We start from the raw sequence: 19771 nt of genomic DNA on the forward strand, positions 1-19771 counted from the left end.
ATGAGTAGTCAACAGCGAGAAGCCAAAGTATACGTAAACGGGTCGCTGGTGGGGACCCACCCAGATCCGCACGAACTGGCCGAACAGATCCGCGAAGCACGACGAATCGGAGACGTCAGCGAGATGGTAAACGTCTCGGTGAAAGAGCGCACGCGCGAAGTGATCGTCAACGCCGACGCGGGCCGGGCGCGCCGCCCACTGCTCGTCGTCGAGGACGGCGAGCCGCGTATCTCCCAGGCCGAGATCGAGGCCCTTCGGGACGGCGACCTCGAGTTCGAGGACCTCGTTTCCCACGGTTACATCGAGTTCATCGACGCCGAGGAAGAAGAGGACATCTACGTCGCCGTCGACGAGGACGAGCTCACCGAGGATCACACACACCTCGAGATCGATCCGCAGCTCATCTTCGGGATCGGTGCGGGGATGATCCCCTATCCGGAGCACAACGCGAGCCCGCGGATTACGATGGGGGCAGGGATGATCAAGCAGTCGCTGGGCCTGCCCGCTGCGAACTACCGAATTCGACCGGACACGCGCCAGCACCTGCTGCACTACCCGCAGCTGTCGATGGTCAAGACCCAGACGACCGAGCAGATCGGCTTCGACGATCGGCCTGCCGCCCAGAACTTCGTCGTCGCCGTGATGAGCTACGAGGGGTTCAACATCGAGGACGCGCTCGTCATGAACAAGGCGTCGGTCGAGCGCGCGCTCGCCCGGTCGCACTTCTTCCGTACCTACGAGGGTGAGGAACGGCGCTACCCCGGCGGTCAGGAGGACCGCTTCGAGATCCCGAGCCAGGACGTTCGCGGGGCCCGCGGCGAGGAAGCGTACACCCACCTCGACGAGGACGGCCTCGTCAACCCCGAGACGGTGGTCGACGAGAACTCCGTGCTGCTCGGAAAGACCTCGCCGCCCAGATTCTTGGAGGAACCCGACGACATGGGCGGGCTGTCGCCACAGAAGCGCCGCGAGACGTCGGTGACGATGCGCTCCGGGGAGTCGGGGGTCGTCGACACCGTCACCCTGATGGAAGGCGAGGACGGCTCGAAACTCTCGAAGGTCTCCGTGCGCGACGAGCGAATCCCGGAACTCGGCGATAAGTTCGCATCCCGCCACGGCCAGAAGGGAGTCATCGGCCACCTCGCCCCGCAAGAGGACATGCCATTCACCGAGGAGGGCGTCGTGCCGGACCTCGTCGTCAACCCGCACGCGCTGCCGTCGCGGATGACCGTCGGGCACATCTTGGAGATGATCGGCGGCAAACTCGGTGCGATGGAAGGCCGGCGCGTCGACGGCACGCCGTTCCTCGGCGAGGACGAAGACGAGTTGCGAGGCGGCCTCGAGGAGGCCGGCTTCAACTCCGCCGGGAAAGAGGTCATGTACTCCGGCGTGACCGGTGAGAAGATCGAGGCCGAGATCTTCGTGGGCGTGATCTTCTACCAGAAACTGTACCACATGGTTTCGAACAAGCTGCACGCCCGCTCTCGCGGGCCGGTGCAGGTGCTGACCCGTCAGCCCACGGAGGGTCGCGCCCGCGAGGGTGGGCTGCGGATCGGGGAGATGGAACGCGACGTGTTCATCGGCCACGGGGCAGCGATGACGCTCAAAGAACGCCTGCTCGACGAGTCCGACCGCGAGTTCATCCACATCTGTGGCAGCTGTGGGATGACCGCCACCGAGAACGTCGAGCAGCGCCGGGTGTACTGTCCGAACTGCGGCGAGGAGACGGACATCCACGAGGTCGAGATGAGCTACGCGTTCAAGCTCTTGCTCGACGAGATGAAAGCGCTCGGAATCGCGCCGCGACTCGAACTGGAGGACGCCGTATAAGATGCTTCGAAACACGACACCCAAAGACATCGGATCGATCAACTTCGGGCTCATGGAGCCCGAGGAGTACCGGGAGATGAGCGCGACGAAGATCATCACGGCCGACACCTACGACGACGACGGCTTCCCCATCGACATGGGGCTCATGGACCCCCGACTCGGCGTGATCGACCCCGGCCTCGAGTGTAAAACCTGTGGGCAGCACTCCGGTGCCTGTCCGGGCCACTTCGGGCACATCGAACTCGCCGCGCCGGTGATCCACGTCGGCTTCACGAAGCTCATCCGGCGGCTGCTGCGGGGGACTTGCCGGGAGTGTTCGCGGCTGCTGCTGACCGAAGAGGAGAAAGATGAGTTCCGAGCTGAACTCGAGAACGCGCGCAAACTCGGCCGAGACGTCAACGACGTGCTGAAGGCGGCGATCCGGCAGGCGCGAAAGAAAGATCGGTGTCCACACTGTGGCGAGATCCAGTACGACATCGAACACGAGAAGCCGACGACGTACTACGAGGTCCAGCAAGTCCTCACGAGCGAGTACTCCCAGCGAATCGCCGCAGCGATGCAGGGTGGCGAAGATGGCGAGCGGACGACGCCGGACGAACTCGCCGCGCAGACGGGGATCGAACTCAGCCGGATCAACGAGATCCTCTCGGGATCGTTCCGTCCGCGTGAGAGTCAGCGCAAGGAGATCGAGAAGGCACTCGGCATCGACCTCACCGAGGAGGACACGAACAAGCTGATGCCCTCCGACATCCGGGACTGGTTCGAGGCGATCCCCGACGAGGACATCGAGGCGCTCGGAATCGACGCCGAGAACTCCCGTCCAGAGTGGATGATCCTCACCGTCCTGCCGGTGCCACCGGTGACCGCCCGCCCGTCGATCACGCTCGACAACGGGCAGCGCAGCGAGGACGACCTCACGCACAAGCTCGTGGACATCATCCGGATCAACCAGCGGTTCATGGAGAACCGCGAGGCGGGGGCGCCCCAGCTGATCATCGAGGACCTGTGGGAGCTGCTGCAGTACCACGTGACGACGTTCATGGACAACGAGATCAGCGGCACGCCGCCGGCGCGCCACCGCTCCGGCCGGCCGCTGAAGACCCTGAGCCAGCGACTGAAGGGCAAGGAGGGCCGGTTCCGCGGCTCGCTCTCGGGGAAGCGCGTCAACTTCTCCGCACGGACCGTGATCTCGCCGGACCCGACGCTCTCGCTCAACGAGGTTGGCGTCCCGGATCGGGTCGCCGCGGAGATGACCCAGACGATGAACGTCACCGAGCGGAACGTGATGGACGCCCGCCGGTACGTCCGGAACGGCCCCGAAGCCCACCCCGGTGCGAACTACGTCCGTCGACCCGACGGTCGACGGCTCAAGGTGACCGAGAAGAACTGCGAGGAACTCTCGGAGAAGGTCGAACCCGGCTGGGAGGTGAACCGCCACCTCATCGACGGCGACATCATCATTTTCAACCGCCAACCGTCGCTGCACCGGATGTCGATCATGGCCCACGAGGTCGTGGTCATGCCGTACAAGACGTTCCGGCTGAACACCGTCGTCTGTCCGCCGTACAACGCCGACTTCGACGGCGACGAGATGAACATGCACGCCCTCCAGAACGAGGAGGCCCGCGCCGAGGCGCGCGTCCTGATGCGCGTTCAGGAACAGATCCTCAGCCCGCGCTTCGGTGAGAACATCATCGGCGCGATCCAGGACCACATCTCGGGCACCTACCTGCTCACTCACGACAACCCACGGTTCAACGAGACGCAGGCGCTCGACCTCCTGCGGGCGACCCGGATCGACGAACTGCCCGAACCCAGCGGGATCGACGACGAGGACGAGCCGTTCTGGACCGGCCGGGACGTCTTCTCTGAGCTGTTGCCCGAGGACATGAACCTCGAGTTCACCGGGACCGTCGGCGAAGACGTGATCATCGAGGACGGCCAGCTCGTCGATGGAACGATCGCCGAGGACGAGGTCGGCGAGTTCGGCGGCGAGATCGTCGACCGGATCACGAAGGAGTACGGCAACACCCGCGCCCGGATCTTCATCAACGAGGTCTCGACGCTCGCGATGCGCGCGATCATGCACTTCGGGTTCTCGATTGGTATCGACGACGAGACGATCCCCGAGGAGGCCCAGGAACGCATCGACGAGACGATCGAGGACGCCAACGACCGCGTCGAGGAACTGATCGAGGCCTACGAACGGGGTGAACTCGAGTCGCTGCCGGGACGGACGCTCGACGAGACGCTCGAGATGAAGATCATGCAGACGCTGAGCCGTGCGCGTGACAATGCGGGGAACATCGCCGAGGAGCACTTCGACGACGACAACCCGGCTGTGGTCATGGCCGAGTCCGGTGCGCGTGGCTCGATGCTCAACCTGACCCAGATGGCTGGCTGTGTCGGCCAGCAGGCAGTTCGTGGTGAGCGGATCAACCGCGGCTACGAGAACCGCACGCTCAGCCACTACAAGCCACACGACCTCTCCGCGGAGGCTCACGGCTTCGTCGAGAACTCCTACACGGGCGGGCTCACTCCCAAGGAGTTCTTCTTCCACGCGATGGGTGGCCGCGAGGGGCTGGTCGACACGGCCGTTCGGACGTCGAAGTCCGGCTACCTCCAGCGGCGGCTGATCAACGCGCTGTCGGAACTCGAGACGCAGTACGACGGCACCGTCCGCGATACGAGCGACACGATCGTCCAGTTCGAGTTCGGCGAGGACGGCACCTCGCCCGTGAAAGTCTCCTCGAAAGCAGAACACGACGTCGACGTCGAGGGGATCGCCGACCGGATCATCGAGGCGGAGTTCGACTCCGAGGAGGAAAAGGCCGAGTTCCTCGATCCGAAACCCAAGCCGACGAACCTCTCCGAGCACGCCGATAGCCGTCGTGTTACCGAGCGCCCGGAGGTGACCTCCGATGACTGACGTCGCTTACGACGTGGACGACGACGTAATCGCTCTCGTCGAGGACACCGAACTGCCTCTCCGGCTCAGAGAACGCGTCTACGAGACGATCGAGGAGCGCGAGCCGACGCTCGAGCAGACCGACGAGATCGTTCGCGCCGTCGAGAGCCAGTACATCGAGACGCGGATCGACCCGCTGGATCCCGTCGGGACCGTCTCCGCCCAGTCGATCGGCGAACCGGGGACGCAGCTGACGATGAACACGTTCCACTACGCGGGGGTCGCCGAGATCGACGTCACCCAGGGCCTGCCACGGCTCATCGAGCTCGTGGACGCCCGGAAGACGCCCGACACGCCGATGATGACGGTCTACTTAGAAGACGAGTACGCGACCGAACGCGAGCGAGCGCACGAGGTCGTCTGGAAGATCGAAGCCACGAAGATCCTCGCGCTGGGTGACGTCTCGACGAACGTCGCGGACATGCGCGTGCAGATTTCGCTCAATCGGGATACCTTAGAAGAGCGGATGATCACGGCCGAGGAGGTTGCCGAGATCATCGAGGACAACCTCGGCGTGAAGACGATCCAGCAGGGGACGACCGTCGAGTTCGGGCCCGAAGAGCCCTCCTACCGTGACCTGCTCCAGCTGGTCGAGGAGCTCCGTGACATCACGTTCAAAGGGATCGAAGAGGTCACCCGGGTCGTCATCCGACGTGAGGAGATGGACGACGGGAGCGAAGAGTTCGTCCTCTACACCGAGGGATCGGCCTTCGGCGACGTCCTCTCGATCGAGGGCGTCGACGCCACGCGATCGACGACGAACAACATCCACGAGATCCACCGCAACCTCGGCATCGAGGCCGCCCGCGAAGCGATCATCGAGGAGACGAACAACACGCTCGCAGAGCAGGGTCTCGACGACGTGAACGTCCGTCACCTGATGCTCGTCGCCGACATGATGACGACCAACGGCGAGATCGAGTCTATCGGCCGCCACGGCATCTCCGGCTCGAAGGACTCCGTCCTGGCGCGGGCGGCGTTCGAGGTGACGGTCAACCACCTGCTCAACGCCGCGATTCACGGCGAAGTCGACGAATTAAACGGCGTCACCGAGAACGTCATCGTCGGCAAGCCGATCAAGCTCGGCACTGGCGACGTCGACCTCCGGATGGGGTCGACGACCAGCAGCTCGGACTGATCGCGGATGGGCATCACGCTCTCGGACGTGGCCCGTCGTCACCTCACACTGTTCGAGGAGGTGACGGGTGCGAACGGCGTCGACTGCGTCCAGGAGGCCGACCGGCTCCTCGTCGTCGTCGCTCGAGGTGGGCTGGGCCAGGCGATCGGCCCCCGAGGTCGGCACGTCCAGGCGTTCGAAGAGCGGATCGGTCAGCCAGTGCGGCTCGTCGAGGACGCCGAGATCGCCGCCGAGTTCGTCGCGAACGCCCTCTCGCCCGCGGCGGTGTACAACGTCACGATCAGCGAGAACCGTGACACCGTCGCCTACGTCGAGGTTGCGAGCGAGGACCGCGGCGTCGCCATCGGGGCGGAGGGGCGAACGATCGAGGCCGCGCGTACGCTCGCAGAACGCCACTTCGGGATCGACGACATCCAGCTGATCTGATCGTCGAACGACTGATCGGGTCATCACCGACCGCTCGAGAGCGTTTCTCCGGACACGAAACGGCCTCAGATTCCTTCGTTGCCCCTCCTCGAGCGCTCTCGGGCCGTAACGCCCCGGCGGAAACGGGGTGCTTAAGTGCCTTCGTCGGATAGCCACGGGTACTATGGCAAACGGCAAATACGCCGCGCGCAAGCTCAAGAAGGACCGCCAGAACCAGCGGTGGTCCGACTCGGACTACGCGCGCCGTGCCCGGGGCCTTCGCGAGAAGTCCGACCCACTCGAGGGTGCCCCACAGGCTCGAGGTATCGTTCTCGAAAAGGTGGGTATCGAGGCAAAACAGCCCAACTCGGCGATCCGAAAGTGCGTCCGGGTTCAGCTCATCAAGAACGGCAAACAGGTCACCGCGTTCTGCCCCGGTGACGGCGCTATTTCGTTCATCGACGAGCACGACGAGGTCACCATCGCCGGGATCGGTGGCGCGAAGGGTCGTGCGATGGGCGACCTTTCCGGCGTGAACTACAAGGTCGACAAAGTCAACGGCGTTGCGCTGCTCGAACTCGTGCGCGGAAACGCGGAGAAACCGGTGCGATAACATGAGTGCCGACGAAGACCAACCCGAACCCGAGGCACCGGCCGGCGGCGGCGACCTCACTGCGAAGCTCTTTGGCAAGTGGGACGTCTCCGAGATCGAGTACCGCGACCCCTCGACCGAACGCTACCTCTCCGTGACGCCGGTCGCACACACGGCAGGCCGTCACGCGAGCAAGCAGTTCCAGAAGTCCGAGATCTCGGTCGTCGAGCGCTTCATCAACCGGCTGATGCAGACCGAGGAGAACACGGGCAAGAAACAGCAGACGCTCAACCTCGTTCGCGAGGCGTTCGACCTCGTTCACGAGCGCACCGAGGAAAACCCCGTGCAGGTGCTTGTCCGCGCCGTCGAGAACGCCGCCCCTCGGGAGGAGACCGTCCGCCTGAAGTACGGTGGTATCTCCGTTCCGAAGGCCGTCGACGTCGCTCCCCAGCGCCGCGTCGACCAGGCGCTTAAGTTCATCGCCGAGGGCGTCCACAACGACTCGTTCAAGTCGGCGACGTCCGCCGAGGAGGCGATCGCCAACCAGCTCGTCCGCGCGGCCGACTACGACGTCAGCGTCTACGCAGTCAGCCAGAAAGAGGAGAAAGAGCGCGTCGCGGCTGCTGCACGCTAACTCGTCGTTTCGCTTGAGGTTTCGTTTTCCGGTCGATCCCGCTCGAGGAGCTATCGGGTTAGTGAGTCGTGACCGAACCACGCGGGTGTAACTGACTTCAAACCGGGACGCGGGCTGTTCGACGGCTCATCTGATTGTGGAATTCGGCCGGCGAATGTTCCACCCAACATATATAGGATACGAATACAGAGCCTGCGCATGGACTCGAGTCGGCGACGAACGGTTCTCCGAGCGATCGGTGCATGGGAATCGGAACGGTAACCGGACAGGTCTCGACGGCGAGCGTCGCGGCCGAGACGACCGGTGGCGACCTCAAGTGGACGGTCGAGACGGACGGACGAGCGACGTCGGCGCCGACGGTCGTCGACGGGACCGTCTACGTCGCCAGTGGTGGGTCGCTGTACGCGATCGACGCCGGCGTCGACGGCTCGAGTGGGGGCTCTCGCGTGCGCCTCGGGACGCTCGGCCACCACCACGGCTGGGCGGAAGCCCACGAGGAGATCGGTGCGGTCGCTGGCGACGTCGGCAGCGTCGACGAATCGACAGGCGATGCCAATTCCAACGAGACAGCCGACGCCACTGACGACGAATTCCCTGGGCCGGGTGTTCTGGGTACGATCGCGAGCGTGGGGGGCGCTGGCTACCTGCTCGCTCGTCGAGCGAACTCGAGCGACCACTCGGGCGACGAGCGTCACCCCTCGTAGCCGGAGCCACGTTCACCACGAACTACTCCTACCGCACGCTCCGTTCGCCGCGAACTACTCGATCGTAGGCTGCGCGTACGCACGCTCTCGAAAGCTGACCTATCCGTAAGCGATTCGTGCTTGGACGGGTGCCCGAGCGCCGATCAGGCCGGTCGTGCCGTCCACTCGGCAGTCGCTATCCGTCGCATAACAAAGACGAGCCGACAGTCATCTCCAGGTATGAGTCGTCGACCGGACACCGTCTCGAGCGTCGATACGATTCGGAGCCGACTCCGACGAGCATCTCCGCTCGTCGGATCGTCCACTGTCGGAGCCCGCCCGACTTCATCGCCAACCTCGTCCCGGTGTGTGACGTGATCGATCGCCGTCTCCGCACAGCCACATGACCGCGCTCGACTCGATCGGGTCGAGGTTCAAAGCCGAGCTCTCGGGCCAGCTGGTCTCGACCCTCTCGGGAGCCGTGCTCATGGTCTTTCTCGCACGGACGCTCGAGCCCGACGGCTACGGGTTGCTCTACCTCGCGCTCTCGGTGTTCGCCGTCGTCGTCTTCGTCAGCAACCTCGGCATCGCCACGTCGGCTGCCAGATACGTGGCCGAGTATCGGGCGACCGACCCCGGACAGATCCGCCACGTCGTTCGCAAGTCGGTCGCGTACGTCCTCGTCTCGAGCAGCGCCACCGCGCTCGTGTTGCTCCTCGTTCACGAGTACGTCGCGGCGATCCTCGACGAGCCCGGACTCACGTCGCTGCTGGCCGTCGGCGCCGCGTTCGTCGTCGCCACGACGTTCGTCACCTACGTCCGGACGCTCTTGCAGGGACTCGAGCGAATCCACCGCTGTTCACACGTCGTCGCGGCGCTCGCCGTCGCGAAGCTGGGCTTCGTCGTCGCGCTCGTCCTGCTGGGCTTTGACGCACTCGGTGCACTGGTCGGCCACGTCCTCGCGCTGGCGCTCGCCGCCTGTCTCGGTGGCGTCTACCTCTACCGGGAACTGGCTGCCTACGAGGTGGCCGACCGGGCCGAAGACGGCCTCGGGGGACGGATCCTCCGGTACAGCGTGCCGATCGTCTTCACCCGCGGGTCGGACATGCTCGACAAGCAGGTCGATACGATCCTCGTCGGCTTCTTTCTCACTCCCGCGGCGGTGGGCTACTACGTCGTGAGCAAGCAGGTCGTCACCTTCGTCCAGGCGCCGGCGGCGGCGCTCGGATTCACCGTCTCGCCGACGTTCGGCAACCGGAAGGCTGCCGACGAACTCGTCGAGGCCGCCCGCGTCTACGAGTCGACGCTCGTCTACGTCCTCTTGCTGTACCTGCCTGCCGCGGCGGGGATCGCCATCGTCGCCGAACCGGCGATCGAGTACACGTTCGGCCCCCGCTTCCTCGGGGCCGTTCCCGTCCTCCAGATCCTGGCGTGTTTCGTCGTCCTCCAGGCGGCGATGAACGTGACCAGTAGCGCCCTCGACTTCCTCGGTCGGGCTCGAACCCGGGCGATCGCTCGAGGAGTCACGGCGGTCGGGAACGTCGTCCTGAACGTCCTCTTGATCCCCGAGTTCGGCGTCGTCGGCGCGGCGGTCGCGACCGTGACCACTTATGGCCTCTACGCGGCCATCAACCTCTACGTCATCTCGACGGAGTTCCCGTTGCGAATCCGGTACCTGGCCCGGCAAACGCTCACGATCCTCGCCATCACGGCCCTGATGACCCTGTTGATCGTCTCGCTCGTGAGCTACGTGGTCGACGTCGTCACCCTCGCCGGCGTCGTCCTGGCCGGTGCACTCACCTGGGCCGCACTCTCGTATCTCACTGGCTTTCTCGAACCGGACGAGCTCGCGGCGGCGCTCTGACCGACATTCAGCGCGTGAGAGACGAACCAAGATACATCGCCACCGATGTCGTTCACGACGACTGTGACGACGAATCGACGGAGTTTGACAACCCGTGCTCGAGCCGTCTACCACGAACGTGGTCTCACCGCGGTGCTGTCGGCGGGATTTCACCGCGCGTTCAGTCACGTCCCCGGCGACGAGGCCATCCTCGAGTCCCTCCACGCTGTCGTCCACGGGCGAACCGCGGGACGAAACCCGGCGATCACCGCCCGCGACGTCGACGACTACGGTCGGTGTCAGTTCGTCGCGGACCCCTTCCTCGTCGTCGAGGACGGGACGTGGCACCTCTTTTTCGAGGTGTACAATCCGAATCGGACGCCCGACGCGGTGATCGGTCACGCGACGAGCGAGAGCCGCGGCCGAGCGTGGACGTACGAGGGCATCGTGTTGCAGGAAGATCGCCACCTCTCGTTCCCGTTCGTTTTCGAACACGACGGCGAGTACCAGATGCTCCTCGAATCCGGCGGCCGCGCCGGGCGACCGCGAACGATCGACTGCTACCGGGCGGCGCCGTTCCCGACGGGCTGGGAGCACGAGCGGACGCTGCTCGAGCTCGATCGGATGGGTGATACGGTCGTCTTCGAGCACGACGACCGGTGGTGGCTCGTCGGCGGCCACCAGGACACCGGGCTGTTCGTCCACTGGAGCGACGACCTCCTGACGTCCGAGTGGCACGCACACGATGAAAACCCCGTCGTCGGCCCCGACCGGGTCTCTCGTCCCGCGGGCCGACCGCTCGTCGAGGACGGCCGGGTTCTCTTCTTCTTCCAGGACTGCGACCGCGTCTACGGCGACGCCGTCCGCGCGTTCGAGTTCACCGAACTGACGCCCGACAGCTATGCGGACCGGGAACTCCCCTGCTCGCCGATCCTCGAGGGCGACGGATGGATCGGCTGGAACGCCGGACGGATGCACCACGTCGATCCTCGGCGCGTCGACGGCGAGTGGGTGTGGGCCGTCGACGGCGACTCGACGGGGAAGTGGCTCTTCAAGGATCGGTGGTCGATCGGCGTACTCGAGGGGCCGTCCCTCCCGCTCGCGGACGCTCCCTGACGCGTCGGTCGGCTCGAGGGGGCGTCGATCTCAGTCGAGTTCCTTGTCGGCCACCAGTTTCACGTCCCCCTCCTCGACGACCGACGCGAACTCCCGGAACTCGCGGGCCGACATGTCGACCCGCATCGAGTCGACGTGGACGTGAACTTCGCCACCCTCGTTGTACTCGACGCGATAGTTCGTTCCGTCGGACAGCTCGAACTCGGCGAGAACCGTCTCAACGACTCCCACGATCGATCTCCTCCGCTGCGGCGGCGAGCTCGTTCGCGAACGTTCGGTAGTCGTCGATCGACATCTCGAACCGAACGTTTCGATAGTGGACGTGGATCCCCTCTCCAACGTTGTCCTCGACGACGAACTTCGTCGGCGAGCGGTCGGGACTCGAATCGAGCGACGCTCGAGACAGTTCCCTGACGAAGACGTTCATACGCGACCGGTTCCACGATCGGACATATCAATCTATGGCCGATTCTCAATCGATCGTAGTTCGGGGAGACCCGGAGCCCACCACTCCCGCTCGGCGCCGATCGAGTTCGAGAACTGACTTTGCCGATCTGAGACGCGACACAAAGGCCAAGTGATCCACCGATGTCGTGGCTGATACGTCATGGCCGTCAATACGTCCCCGCGGCGCGAGTATCGGGTTCGACGGACGGTGTACACCGGACGCGAACAGCGACAGCTCGAAGAGTTGTTCGGCGCCTTCGAGGAAGCTGACATCGGATACGTCGTTCCGCGAAATTATCGGGGGCTCCCCGAGTACGTCCACGGTGGCGACGTCGACGTGCTCGTCCGGTCGGACTACTACGCCGAGGCGATCGCGCGCGCCGAAGCCCTGGGATTCGAAGCTCAGTCGAGCGCAACGGACGGCCTCTCGGAGCTGATCCGAACGGGGCTGTCGAAACCACGGGCCGCGCTCGCGTTCGCGACGAACCACCCGGGGCGGCTCGTCGAGCACGTGAGACGAACGATGGGGTGGGTCGACCACGGCAACGGGGAGGTCGCCCAGCACTACGCCGAACGGAAGCTGTACGACGGCGACCTGATGGTCCACCTGATGAACCACCTCGCGTACACGTCCCCGCTCAACGGTGTGCAGATACGGGTCGACCCGCGCGTCGAGGAGGCGCTCTACGAGCGGTCGCGGCTCGTGGACGGACTCCGCGTGCCGAGTCCGCCGGACGAACTGGCACACCTCGTCTGTCGCGGCGTCTTCGATAAAGAGGGGTCGTTTCCGAACTACTACGTCGATCGGTGTGAGGAGCTCAAAGCGGACGTGTATGGCTCCGATTCGACGCGGACGACGTTCGAATCACTCCTGTCGATGCTCTTTTTCGACGCTTCGGCGGTCGTCTACGACCACGTCGACCGCGGCGAGTACGATTCGATCCGTCGCGAGCTGATCCGGTACGATCGGTACTGAGGATCTCAGCCGGATCGGTCGAACTCGATCGACCGCCCACCGCCGACTCGATCGCAACGTTCGTGGAACGCCTCCCTGTCCACGAGCTCGAGCAAGTGCGCCTCACAGTCGCAATCCGACGCGCCGAAGCCCGCGACCGGCTCGCCGGGGAGCGTCGACGCGAGCTCGCACTCGCAATCCTCGCCCGGGACGGTCACGACCGCCTCGAGGCGCGTCGCCGGCTGTCCCAGCAGGTAGTCGACGTGCCAGTGGCGGACGTCGCGCTCGCCACGGGCCAGCTCGCGGTGTCGATCCACCCGAGAGAAGCCGCCCGGCCCGAACGCGCTGCCGACGTAGGCGTAAGCGTCGGCCGCGAACGTCAGGGGTCCGAGCGCGCCAACCTCGACGGTGATCGAATGGGAGACGGTGATCTCGAGGACGTACGTCCCGCCGGTTGTCATACCGATCGCTCGTTTTGGAATCCACACAACAGTTTCGAGTTCGGCCGCCCGACGAGCGTCGAGTCAGCCTCGTCCTCGAGTTTATTGCCGATGACGCGGCCAGCACCTCCATGCGTTGACCGATCGCCCGGTTGCGGCCCGAACGCGTGCGGCCGACCGCGCCGGGACCCGACCTGGCCGCCTGTTTGCCCCACTCATCGAGTTCGCGTGATCGGCAGTCGAAGCCGTACCGACGGCAGCCGCGGTTGGTACCTCAGTCACGCCTCGCGATGGCGAGCCCTGCCGCGGCCGCCACGAGGTTGAGGAGGCCGAGCAGGACGAACGCGCCGTCGTATCCACCGGTCACGTCGCGGAGCCAGCCCGTGACCGCCGGGAGAACGAGTGCAGCGACGTTGCCGGCGGCGACGACGATCGCGACCGCGGTGGCGTCGCGTGACGTTGCCGTCGCGGTGGTCTTGAAGATCGCACCGAAGGGGAGTGACACCGCCGCGAGGGCGAGTAACAGAAGCGCGACGAGTGCTGGACCGTCGACGACGGTGAGTGTGACCAATCCGAGCGCACCGACACCTGCGGCCCCGGCGATCACCCGTCCATCGCCGACGTCCGGACGGAGGACGGCGATCCCGCCGCCGACGCGTCCGAGTGCCGCCACGAAGAGCGCGATCGCACTGACAGGGCCGACGATTCCCAGGTCGTCGAAGTACGCCGTGACGAACGTCGCGAGCGTGATGTACGCCCCGAGCGTCGCGACGTTACAGAGGGCTGCAAGTAGCACGACGCGGTTTCGAAGGGTCGAAAACCGGGCTCTCGGTCGGCCGCCGTCCGTGGATCGGCTCTCGCCGTGCTGTCGGACGTCGTCGGACGTCGACGTTCCGATCGGTGCCGTTCGATCCGCTCGAGTGCGGTCGCCCCACAGCACCACGATCGCGGGAACTGCCGCGAGTGCGCCCACTGCGTGGACGCCGAACCAGCCCGTCTGTGCGACGAGCGGTGGAGTCAGGACGAACGACGTCGCTCCGCCGAGCGTGAACATGGCGCCGTTGAGCCCCTGGTGCCACGTGGCGGTCGGCCCCTCGTACACCCGCGAAAGCTGGGTCGCACAGACCGTCACCGCAAGTCCGCCGACGAGTCCCCAGAGTGCGCGGAGTCCGAGGATCGAGGTAAACGACGGAGCGAGGTCGAGCACGACGGCGAGAGCAGCGTTGATGACGACGATCGCGAGCAGGATCGGAAGCGTCGGCCGGTCGTCGACCAGTCGGCCGCCGATCGTCTGGACGACGACGAACGACGCGAGCGCAGCGCTCATCAACAGTCCAACGGCGGTGTAGCCGACGTCGAACTCGTCGACGATGACGCCCGGAACCGACGCGTAGGAGAAGACGACGTAGCCGATGCTGAACGCGACGAGGTGTGGCCCGTATCTGACGCCGACGGTTTTCATCGAGAACGTTCGTTCGGGAGGTCACACCCTGGAGTAATGTGTCTCACTATCCCGGCGAGGGCACTCGAGCGCGGATCGACGGCTCGCGTGAAATCGGCAACCGTCGCCGCCGGCGACGCGAACGACTTTATATCACGGCACTCCTTCTCAGAGACATGTTCGAGAAGTCGACGTGGATTCGGCTCCCGCGGAACGTGGTGGTCGGTCACGGCGTCCGGTCGCGGACCGTCGAGGTCGTCGACGACCTTCACCTCGGAGGCCGGCCGCTGTTCGTGACGAGCCCTACCCCACGCGAGGTCGCCGCCGATCCGATCGCCGCCGACTTCCAGGCGGCGGGCGTCGACCCCGCGGTCGTCACGATCGAGGAGGCGCGGTTTTCGGCCGTCGAGACCGTCATCGAGACGGCCAAGGCCGAGGAGGTGGCGTACCTCGTTGGGATCGGCGGTGGGAAGGCGATCGACGTCGCGAAGATGGCGAGCGACCACCTCGGAATGGGCTTTCTCTCGGTGCCCACGGCGGCGAGCCACGACGGCATCGTCAGCAACCGCGGTTCGGTTCCAGAGGGTGACACCCGCCACAGCGTCGCGGCCGAACCGCCGCTGGCGGTGGTTGCCGACACCGAGATCCTCGCGGAAGCCCCGTGGGAGCTCACGACGGCGGGCTGTGCGGACATCATCTCGAACTACACCGCGGTGATGGACTGGCGACTCGCCCACCGGCTGCAGAACGTCGAGTACTCCGAGTACGCCGCCGCCCTCGCGGAGATGACCGCCGAGATCCTCGTCGACAACGCCGACCTCATCCGGCCCGGCCTCGAGGAGTCCGCCTGGATCGTCACGAAGGCGCTCGTCTCCTCGGGCGTGGCGATGAGCATCGCGGGCTCTTCGAGACCCGCCAGCGGTGCCGAACACCTCTTCTCACACCAGCTCGACCGGCTCGCCCCCGGCGCGGCGTTACACGGCCACCAGGTCGGCGTCGGGGCGATCATGACCGCGTACCTCCACGGCGGGGACCGAGGAATCTGGCAGGACATCCGGGACGCCCTCGACAACATCGATGCCCCGACGACCGCGGCCGACCTCGGCCTCGCCGACGACACCGTGATCGAGGCGCTCTCGAGCTGTCACGCGATTCGCGACCGGTACACGATCCTCGGCGACGGGATGGACGAACGGGCGGCTCGAGAGGTCGCCGAGCGAACGGGCGTCGTCTCCTGAGTTCACTCGACCATCGAGGGGCCACCGGTCGCCGACAGGTAGAGCGCACCGAGCCCGCAGACGGTCAGGTGGAGCCAGTACGTCGAGAGCCGGTAGAGCAGCGCCGTGGCTGCGGCGACATCGCCGGTGAGTCCCGCGGTCGCGACGAGTAGCCCCGTCAGGACGGCCTCGATGCCGCCGGTGCCGCCGGGAAGTGGGATCACGCCGCCGAACGATGCCAGCGGCGCGAGCGCGAACGCGAGAACGAGCGGCACGTCGACGCCGAGCGCGAGCAGCCCGAAGTACAGCGGGAGGGCGTTGACGAACCAGCTCGCGAGCGCGAGTGCGAACGCGGCGGCCAGCGTCCGGCGCGCCGCGCCGATCCGCTCGAGCGTCGTGAAAAATCCCTCGAGACGAGCCTGGAGTGCACCCTCGCTCGCGGGGAGCCGTGGGAGACGGGCCGCGAGCGACTCGAGGCTGGCGGCGAGCCCGAACAGGAACGGCTGGATCCAGCCCCGGCTGATGGCGAGCACGAGTGCGACGATCACGAGGATGCTGACCCCGCCGACGAGCCCCAGGTTGGTGAGGAGGTCGCCCGGAACGTCGCCGCCCATCACGTAGACCGAGAGCCCGACGAGGGCGACGACGATCGACGCGAGGAAGGCGAACACTTCGGCGGTCGCGACGACCGCGAGGTTGTCCTCGAACTCCGAGTCGGAGTTCGCCGCGAGCAGGTAGGCGGTAATCGGCGTCCCAACCGACCGACCCCACGGCAGGGCACTCCGCGCGAAGTAGCCGGAGAGGAACGCGACGACGAACGACCATCCCCGGGCAGCCCCGTCGACCGGTTCGAGCAGCCGGTGGACGATCGCCCCTCGGAGGGCGAGGATCGCGCCACCGGCGACGAGCGCGGCGGCGAACGCGGCCGGGTCGGCTCGCTCGAGGTTCGAACGCACCGCTTCCCAGCCGACGCCGTAGACCAGCAGGCCGACGAGCGCGAGCGCGAGGACGAGGCCGGGAATGGCCTGGCGGAGACGCATTGATAGCGTAGAGGGAGTCGAGCGGCTTGTACGCTGCTTTTCGACGGCCTCGCTCGCCTCACCGGTGTCCGTCGCCTCGACCGTGGGCCGTGATCACACTCGTACATTTATGGTCGTTCCTTTGGTTACGTCTCACATGGACACCAGGGAGGTTCCCGTTCTCTCTGCGGGCGATCAGCCGCTCGTCGATCGGCTCGCGGCGGGGCTGGGTGAGAACGCGGCTCGTGTGCTGGCGTACCTGGTGTTACGTGCAGAACACTACCCGGACGAGGAGCCGGCGTCGGAGCCCATCGTTCAACTCGGGACGGAGCTGAACCGGAGTCGGGTCAAAGACGCGCTCGCCACCCTGTGCGAGCGGGAACTGGCGACCGAGACGACCGTCCGAACGACCACGTCGGGTCGGCCACCGAGAGCCTGGTACACGACGGAGTCTCGCGCCACCGCGACGCGGAACGCGTCCGATCGACACGCCCAGCGGTTGCTGGAGCGGAGTCGTCGGTGGGCCGATTCCGAGAACACTGATGGTGGCGAGTCGGTCGCGATATCCGAACCCCGTTCGACGGTATCGTCCGACGCCGATTCTCACGTTACCGTCGGCCTCAACTGGCGGCCGAACGGGCTCCAGCTGCCGCTGTTCGCCGCGCTCGCCGGGGGCGAGTACGACCGTCGAGGTGTTTCGGTCACCCTCGAGGAGTACCGGGGGTCGGCGCGGGCCATCGAGAGCGTCGTCGACGGGGAAGCGGACGTCGCCATCGCGGGGGCGGCGTCGATCGTCCGAGCGCGCGCGGACGGTGAGCCGGTCGTCCCGATCGTGGTGTGGTTCCAGCGACCGATGGTCGTCTTCTACACGACGCGTGAGCCCTTCGGCGAGCCGCTCGAGACGGTCGGACAGCTCCGCGGTCGGCGCGTCGGCATGCCGATCGAGTCAGAAACTGGGCTGCTCGGTCGGCTCTACCTGTCACAGGCGGGCGTCCTCGAGGAGACCGAGTGCGTCGATCTCCGGGGCGAAGAGTCGGAGCCGCTCCAGTCGGGGACGGTCGAGGTCGTCACGGGGACGTTCTCCGATCCGATGCGGCTCGAGGACGGCGGCGCGACGGTCGATTCGATCCACGTTGCGGACCAGTATCCGATCTACGGCCCGGCGATCGTCGCCCACGCGGAGACGCTGAGACGACAACCACGGCTCCTCGAGACGTTCCTCGCCGGGACGGTCGCGGGGTGGGCGCTCGCCACCGAGGACCCGAGCACGGCCGCCCGTGACGTCGCCCGGCAGACGGACCGTCCCGCGGCGTGGATCGAACGCGTCTTCGAGCGGGCGGCCGACCGGTTCGGGACGACGGACGCGGTTCGAAAGCACGGCTGGGGGTGGCAGTCCCCCGAGACGTGGAGCCGGCTGGAGGAGGCGCTCGAGCAGGTCGACCTCCTCGAGGTGAGATCGTGATCGACGTCGACGACGTGACGGTGGCGTTCGACGACGTGACCGCGATCGAGGAGATCGACCTCGCGGTCGACGAGCACGAGTTCGTCACCGTCCTCGGGCCGTCGGGGTGTGGGAAGACGACGCTGTTGCGGACGATCGGCGGCCTCCAGGAGCCGACGAGCGGGCGCGTTCGCATCGACGGGCAGCCGCCGGCGCGTGCACAGGCGTCGGCCAACGTCGGCTTCGTCTTCCAGCAACACACGCTGTTCCCGTGGAAGTCCGCGCTCGAGAACGTCACCTTCCTCCGATCGGTGGCCGGCAAGCCGGCCGACGAGAGGGGGGCGATGGCGCTCCTCGAGAAGATGGGGCTCGAGGCGTTCGCCGACGCCCGTCCCGCGGCGCTCTCGGGCGGGATGAAACAGCGGGTCGCGATCGCCCGCGCGCTTCACCTGGGGGCGGACGTGCTGTTGATGGACGAGCCGTTCGGCGAGCTGGACGAGATCACGCGGGATCGGCTGGGCGTCGAAGTGCGTCACATCTGGCGCGAGGAGAAAAAGACGGTGCTGTTCGTCACCCACAGCGTGCCCGAGGCGGTGTTCCTGGCCGATCGCTGCGTCGTGATGGCCAGCGACCCGGGACGGATCGACGAAGTGTTCGAGATCGACCTCCCGCGGCCGCGTGACGAGGCGGTGTTCGAATCGACGGCGTTCCACGAGTCCGTTTCGACGGTCCGGCGGCGAATCCACCGCACGGGCCCGTGGTCGGCAGCCACGCGAACGATGGATCGGTCGCCATGACGTCCAGGCGGCCGACTCGAGCGAGTCCGAGTCAGGCAGCTGCGATCTACTCCGTGTTCCGGCCCGCGGTCGCCCTCGTCGCCGGACTCGGCCTCTGGTGGGCAGTGACGAGCGTCTTCGACGTCCCCGCCTTCTACCTGCCGCCGCCGGAAAGCGTCGCCGCTCGCCTCCTCGGCAATCCGGAGCTCTACCTGACCAACGCGGTGTCCACACTCGAGAAGGTGCTCTACGGCGGGGCGGTCGGCGTTTCGACTGGCTTCGCCCTCGCGCTCGTCGTGGCGTTCGTGCCCTCGGTTCGGCGGATCGTCATGCCGTACGTCGTCACGGCGCGCGTCCTCCCGAAGATCGCGATCGCCCCCGTCCTGTTGATCTACATGGGGACGGGGATGGACACGGCCATCCTGTTCGTCGCGCTCATCTCCTTTTTCCCGATGGTCCTGAACACCGCGGCTGGGTTCGATCGGGCGCCGAGGGACCACCTCGAGTTGCTGCGGTCGGTCGACGCGAGTCGCTACCGGCGCTTTCGGTCGGTCTACCTGCCGTACGCGCTGCCCGACGTGTTCGCGGGGCTCAAACAGTCGGTCACCCTCGCCGTCGTCGGCGCGGTCGTCGCCGAGTGGATCGTCACCGACAGCGGGCTTGGCTACGTCATCCTCATCGGTTCGGAGAACATCCGGACGGACGTGATGCTGGCGGCGCTGTTTTCCCTCCTCGTGCTCGGGCTGTGCCTGTACGGGGCCGTCGCTGTACTCCAGCGGCTGCTCCTCGCCGGGACGCTCGAGTCGGGGGCCGATCCGTCGTGACG

At 66.3% G+C, this 19771-nt stretch carries 19 protein-coding genes; 14 read left to right on the forward strand and 5 right to left on the reverse strand.

Annotated elements, in window-relative coordinates; all coding sequences use genetic code 11:
• The 9 genes from rpoB to NMQ09_RS07695 all read left to right on the forward strand — a co-directional run bounded on the left by rpoB (position 1) and on the right by NMQ09_RS07695 (position 11209).
• Positions 1-1830 (forward strand): DNA-directed RNA polymerase subunit B, encoded by a 1830-nt coding sequence (gene rpoB / locus NMQ09_RS07655; RefSeq protein WP_255194002.1) that lies wholly within the window; start codon positions 1-3, stop codon positions 1828-1830.
• Position 1831: 1 nt separating this feature from the next.
• Positions 1832-4759, forward strand: coding sequence for a DNA-directed RNA polymerase subunit A' (locus tag NMQ09_RS07660; protein ID WP_255194003.1), 2928 nt, complete (start codon positions 1832-1834; stop codon positions 4757-4759).
• On the forward strand, positions 4752-5936 hold the full coding sequence (rpoA2, locus tag NMQ09_RS07665; protein ID WP_255194004.1) for a DNA-directed RNA polymerase subunit A'': 1185 nt from the start codon (positions 4752-4754) through the stop codon (positions 5934-5936). The genes NMQ09_RS07660 and rpoA2 overlap by 8 nt, the downstream gene beginning before the upstream one ends.
• Positions 5937-5942: 6 nt before the next feature.
• Positions 5943-6362: a NusA-like transcription termination signal-binding factor gene (locus tag NMQ09_RS07670; protein WP_255194005.1), complete on the forward strand. Its 420-nt coding sequence runs from the start codon at positions 5943-5945 to the stop codon at positions 6360-6362.
• 163 nt (positions 6363-6525) lie between these two features.
• Positions 6526-6954, forward strand: coding sequence for a 30S ribosomal protein S12 (locus NMQ09_RS07675; RefSeq protein ID WP_086887596.1), 429 nt, complete (start codon positions 6526-6528; stop codon positions 6952-6954).
• Between the two features lies 1 nt (position 6955).
• On the forward strand, positions 6956-7567 hold the full coding sequence (locus NMQ09_RS07680; RefSeq protein ID WP_255194006.1) for a 30S ribosomal protein S7: 612 nt from the start codon (positions 6956-6958) through the stop codon (positions 7565-7567).
• A gap of 242 nt (positions 7568-7809) precedes the next feature.
• Complete coding sequence (locus NMQ09_RS07685; protein WP_255194007.1) at positions 7810-8271, forward strand: PQQ-binding-like beta-propeller repeat protein; 462 nt, start codon at positions 7810-7812, stop codon at positions 8269-8271.
• A 382-nt stretch (positions 8272-8653) separates the two neighbouring features.
• Positions 8654-10114, forward strand: a complete 1461-nt coding sequence (locus NMQ09_RS07690) for a flippase (protein ID WP_255194008.1) — start codon at positions 8654-8656, stop codon at positions 10112-10114.
• A 63-nt stretch (positions 10115-10177) separates the two neighbouring features.
• Complete coding sequence (locus NMQ09_RS07695) at positions 10178-11209, forward strand: glucosamine inositolphosphorylceramide transferase family protein (protein ID WP_255194009.1); 1032 nt, start codon at positions 10178-10180, stop codon at positions 11207-11209.
• 30 nt (positions 11210-11239) lie between these two features.
• On the opposite strand, the gene NMQ09_RS07700 is transcribed toward NMQ09_RS07695, so the two are convergent.
• Together NMQ09_RS07700 and NMQ09_RS07705 are read right to left on the reverse strand one after the other, a co-directional pair.
• Entirely contained in the window at positions 11240-11440 is a 201-nt protein-coding gene (locus NMQ09_RS07700; protein ID WP_255194010.1) for a hypothetical protein, read from the reverse strand.
• On the reverse strand, positions 11427-11636 hold the full coding sequence (locus NMQ09_RS07705) for a hypothetical protein (RefSeq protein ID WP_255194011.1): 210 nt from the start codon (positions 11634-11636) through the stop codon (positions 11427-11429). The genes NMQ09_RS07700 and NMQ09_RS07705 overlap by 14 nt, the downstream gene beginning before the upstream one ends.
• Before the next feature lie 180 nt (positions 11637-11816).
• Between NMQ09_RS07705 and NMQ09_RS07710 the strand changes: the two genes are divergently transcribed.
• Positions 11817-12632, forward strand: coding sequence for a hypothetical protein (locus NMQ09_RS07710; protein ID WP_255194012.1), 816 nt, complete (start codon positions 11817-11819; stop codon positions 12630-12632).
• Positions 12633-12637: 5 nt separating this feature from the next.
• Here NMQ09_RS07710 and NMQ09_RS07715 read toward each other — a convergent pair whose 3' ends face one another.
• Complete coding sequence (locus NMQ09_RS07715) at positions 12638-13072, reverse strand: GIY-YIG nuclease family protein (RefSeq protein ID WP_255194013.1); 435 nt, start codon at positions 13070-13072, stop codon at positions 12638-12640.
• Between the two features lie 253 nt (positions 13073-13325).
• On the reverse strand, positions 13326-14513 hold the full coding sequence (locus tag NMQ09_RS07720; RefSeq protein WP_255194014.1) for an MFS transporter: 1188 nt from the start codon (positions 14511-14513) through the stop codon (positions 13326-13328).
• A gap of 155 nt (positions 14514-14668) precedes the next feature.
• On the opposite strand from NMQ09_RS07720, the gene NMQ09_RS07725 reads away from it, so the two are divergent.
• Positions 14669-15730 carry an NAD(P)-dependent glycerol-1-phosphate dehydrogenase gene (locus NMQ09_RS07725; protein ID WP_255194015.1) on the forward strand — a complete coding sequence of 354 codons (1062 nt, stop codon included), beginning with the start codon at positions 14669-14671 and terminating at the stop codon, positions 15728-15730.
• Positions 15731-15732: 2 nt separating this feature from the next.
• Here the strand turns inward: NMQ09_RS07725 and NMQ09_RS07730 are convergent, their stop codons facing one another.
• Positions 15733-16749, reverse strand: coding sequence for a lysylphosphatidylglycerol synthase transmembrane domain-containing protein (locus tag NMQ09_RS07730; RefSeq protein WP_255194016.1), 1017 nt, complete (start codon positions 16747-16749; stop codon positions 15733-15735).
• A gap of 136 nt (positions 16750-16885) precedes the next feature.
• Here NMQ09_RS07730 and NMQ09_RS07735 point away from each other — a divergent pair, with 136 nt between their 5' ends.
• Genes NMQ09_RS07735 through NMQ09_RS07745 form a run of 3 tightly spaced genes read left to right on the forward strand, consistent with a single transcriptional unit; the run spans position 16886 to position 19769 of the window.
• On the forward strand, positions 16886-18190 hold the full coding sequence (locus NMQ09_RS07735; RefSeq protein ID WP_255194017.1) for an ABC transporter substrate-binding protein: 1305 nt from the start codon (positions 16886-16888) through the stop codon (positions 18188-18190).
• Positions 18187-18966: an ABC transporter ATP-binding protein gene (locus NMQ09_RS07740; protein WP_255194018.1), complete on the forward strand. Its 780-nt coding sequence runs from the start codon at positions 18187-18189 to the stop codon at positions 18964-18966. Before NMQ09_RS07735 ends, NMQ09_RS07740 begins: the two co-directional genes overlap by 4 nt.
• Complete coding sequence (locus NMQ09_RS07745; RefSeq protein WP_255194019.1) at positions 18963-19769, forward strand: ABC transporter permease; 807 nt, start codon at positions 18963-18965, stop codon at positions 19767-19769. The genes NMQ09_RS07740 and NMQ09_RS07745 overlap by 4 nt, the downstream gene beginning before the upstream one ends.
• The last annotated feature ends 2 nt before the right edge of the window (positions 19770-19771 follow it).

It is taken from the genome of Natronobeatus ordinarius (genome assembly GCF_024362485.1).
In the GTDB taxonomy this organism is placed as follows: Archaea; Halobacteriota; Halobacteria; order Halobacteriales; family Natrialbaceae; genus Natronobeatus; species Natronobeatus ordinarius.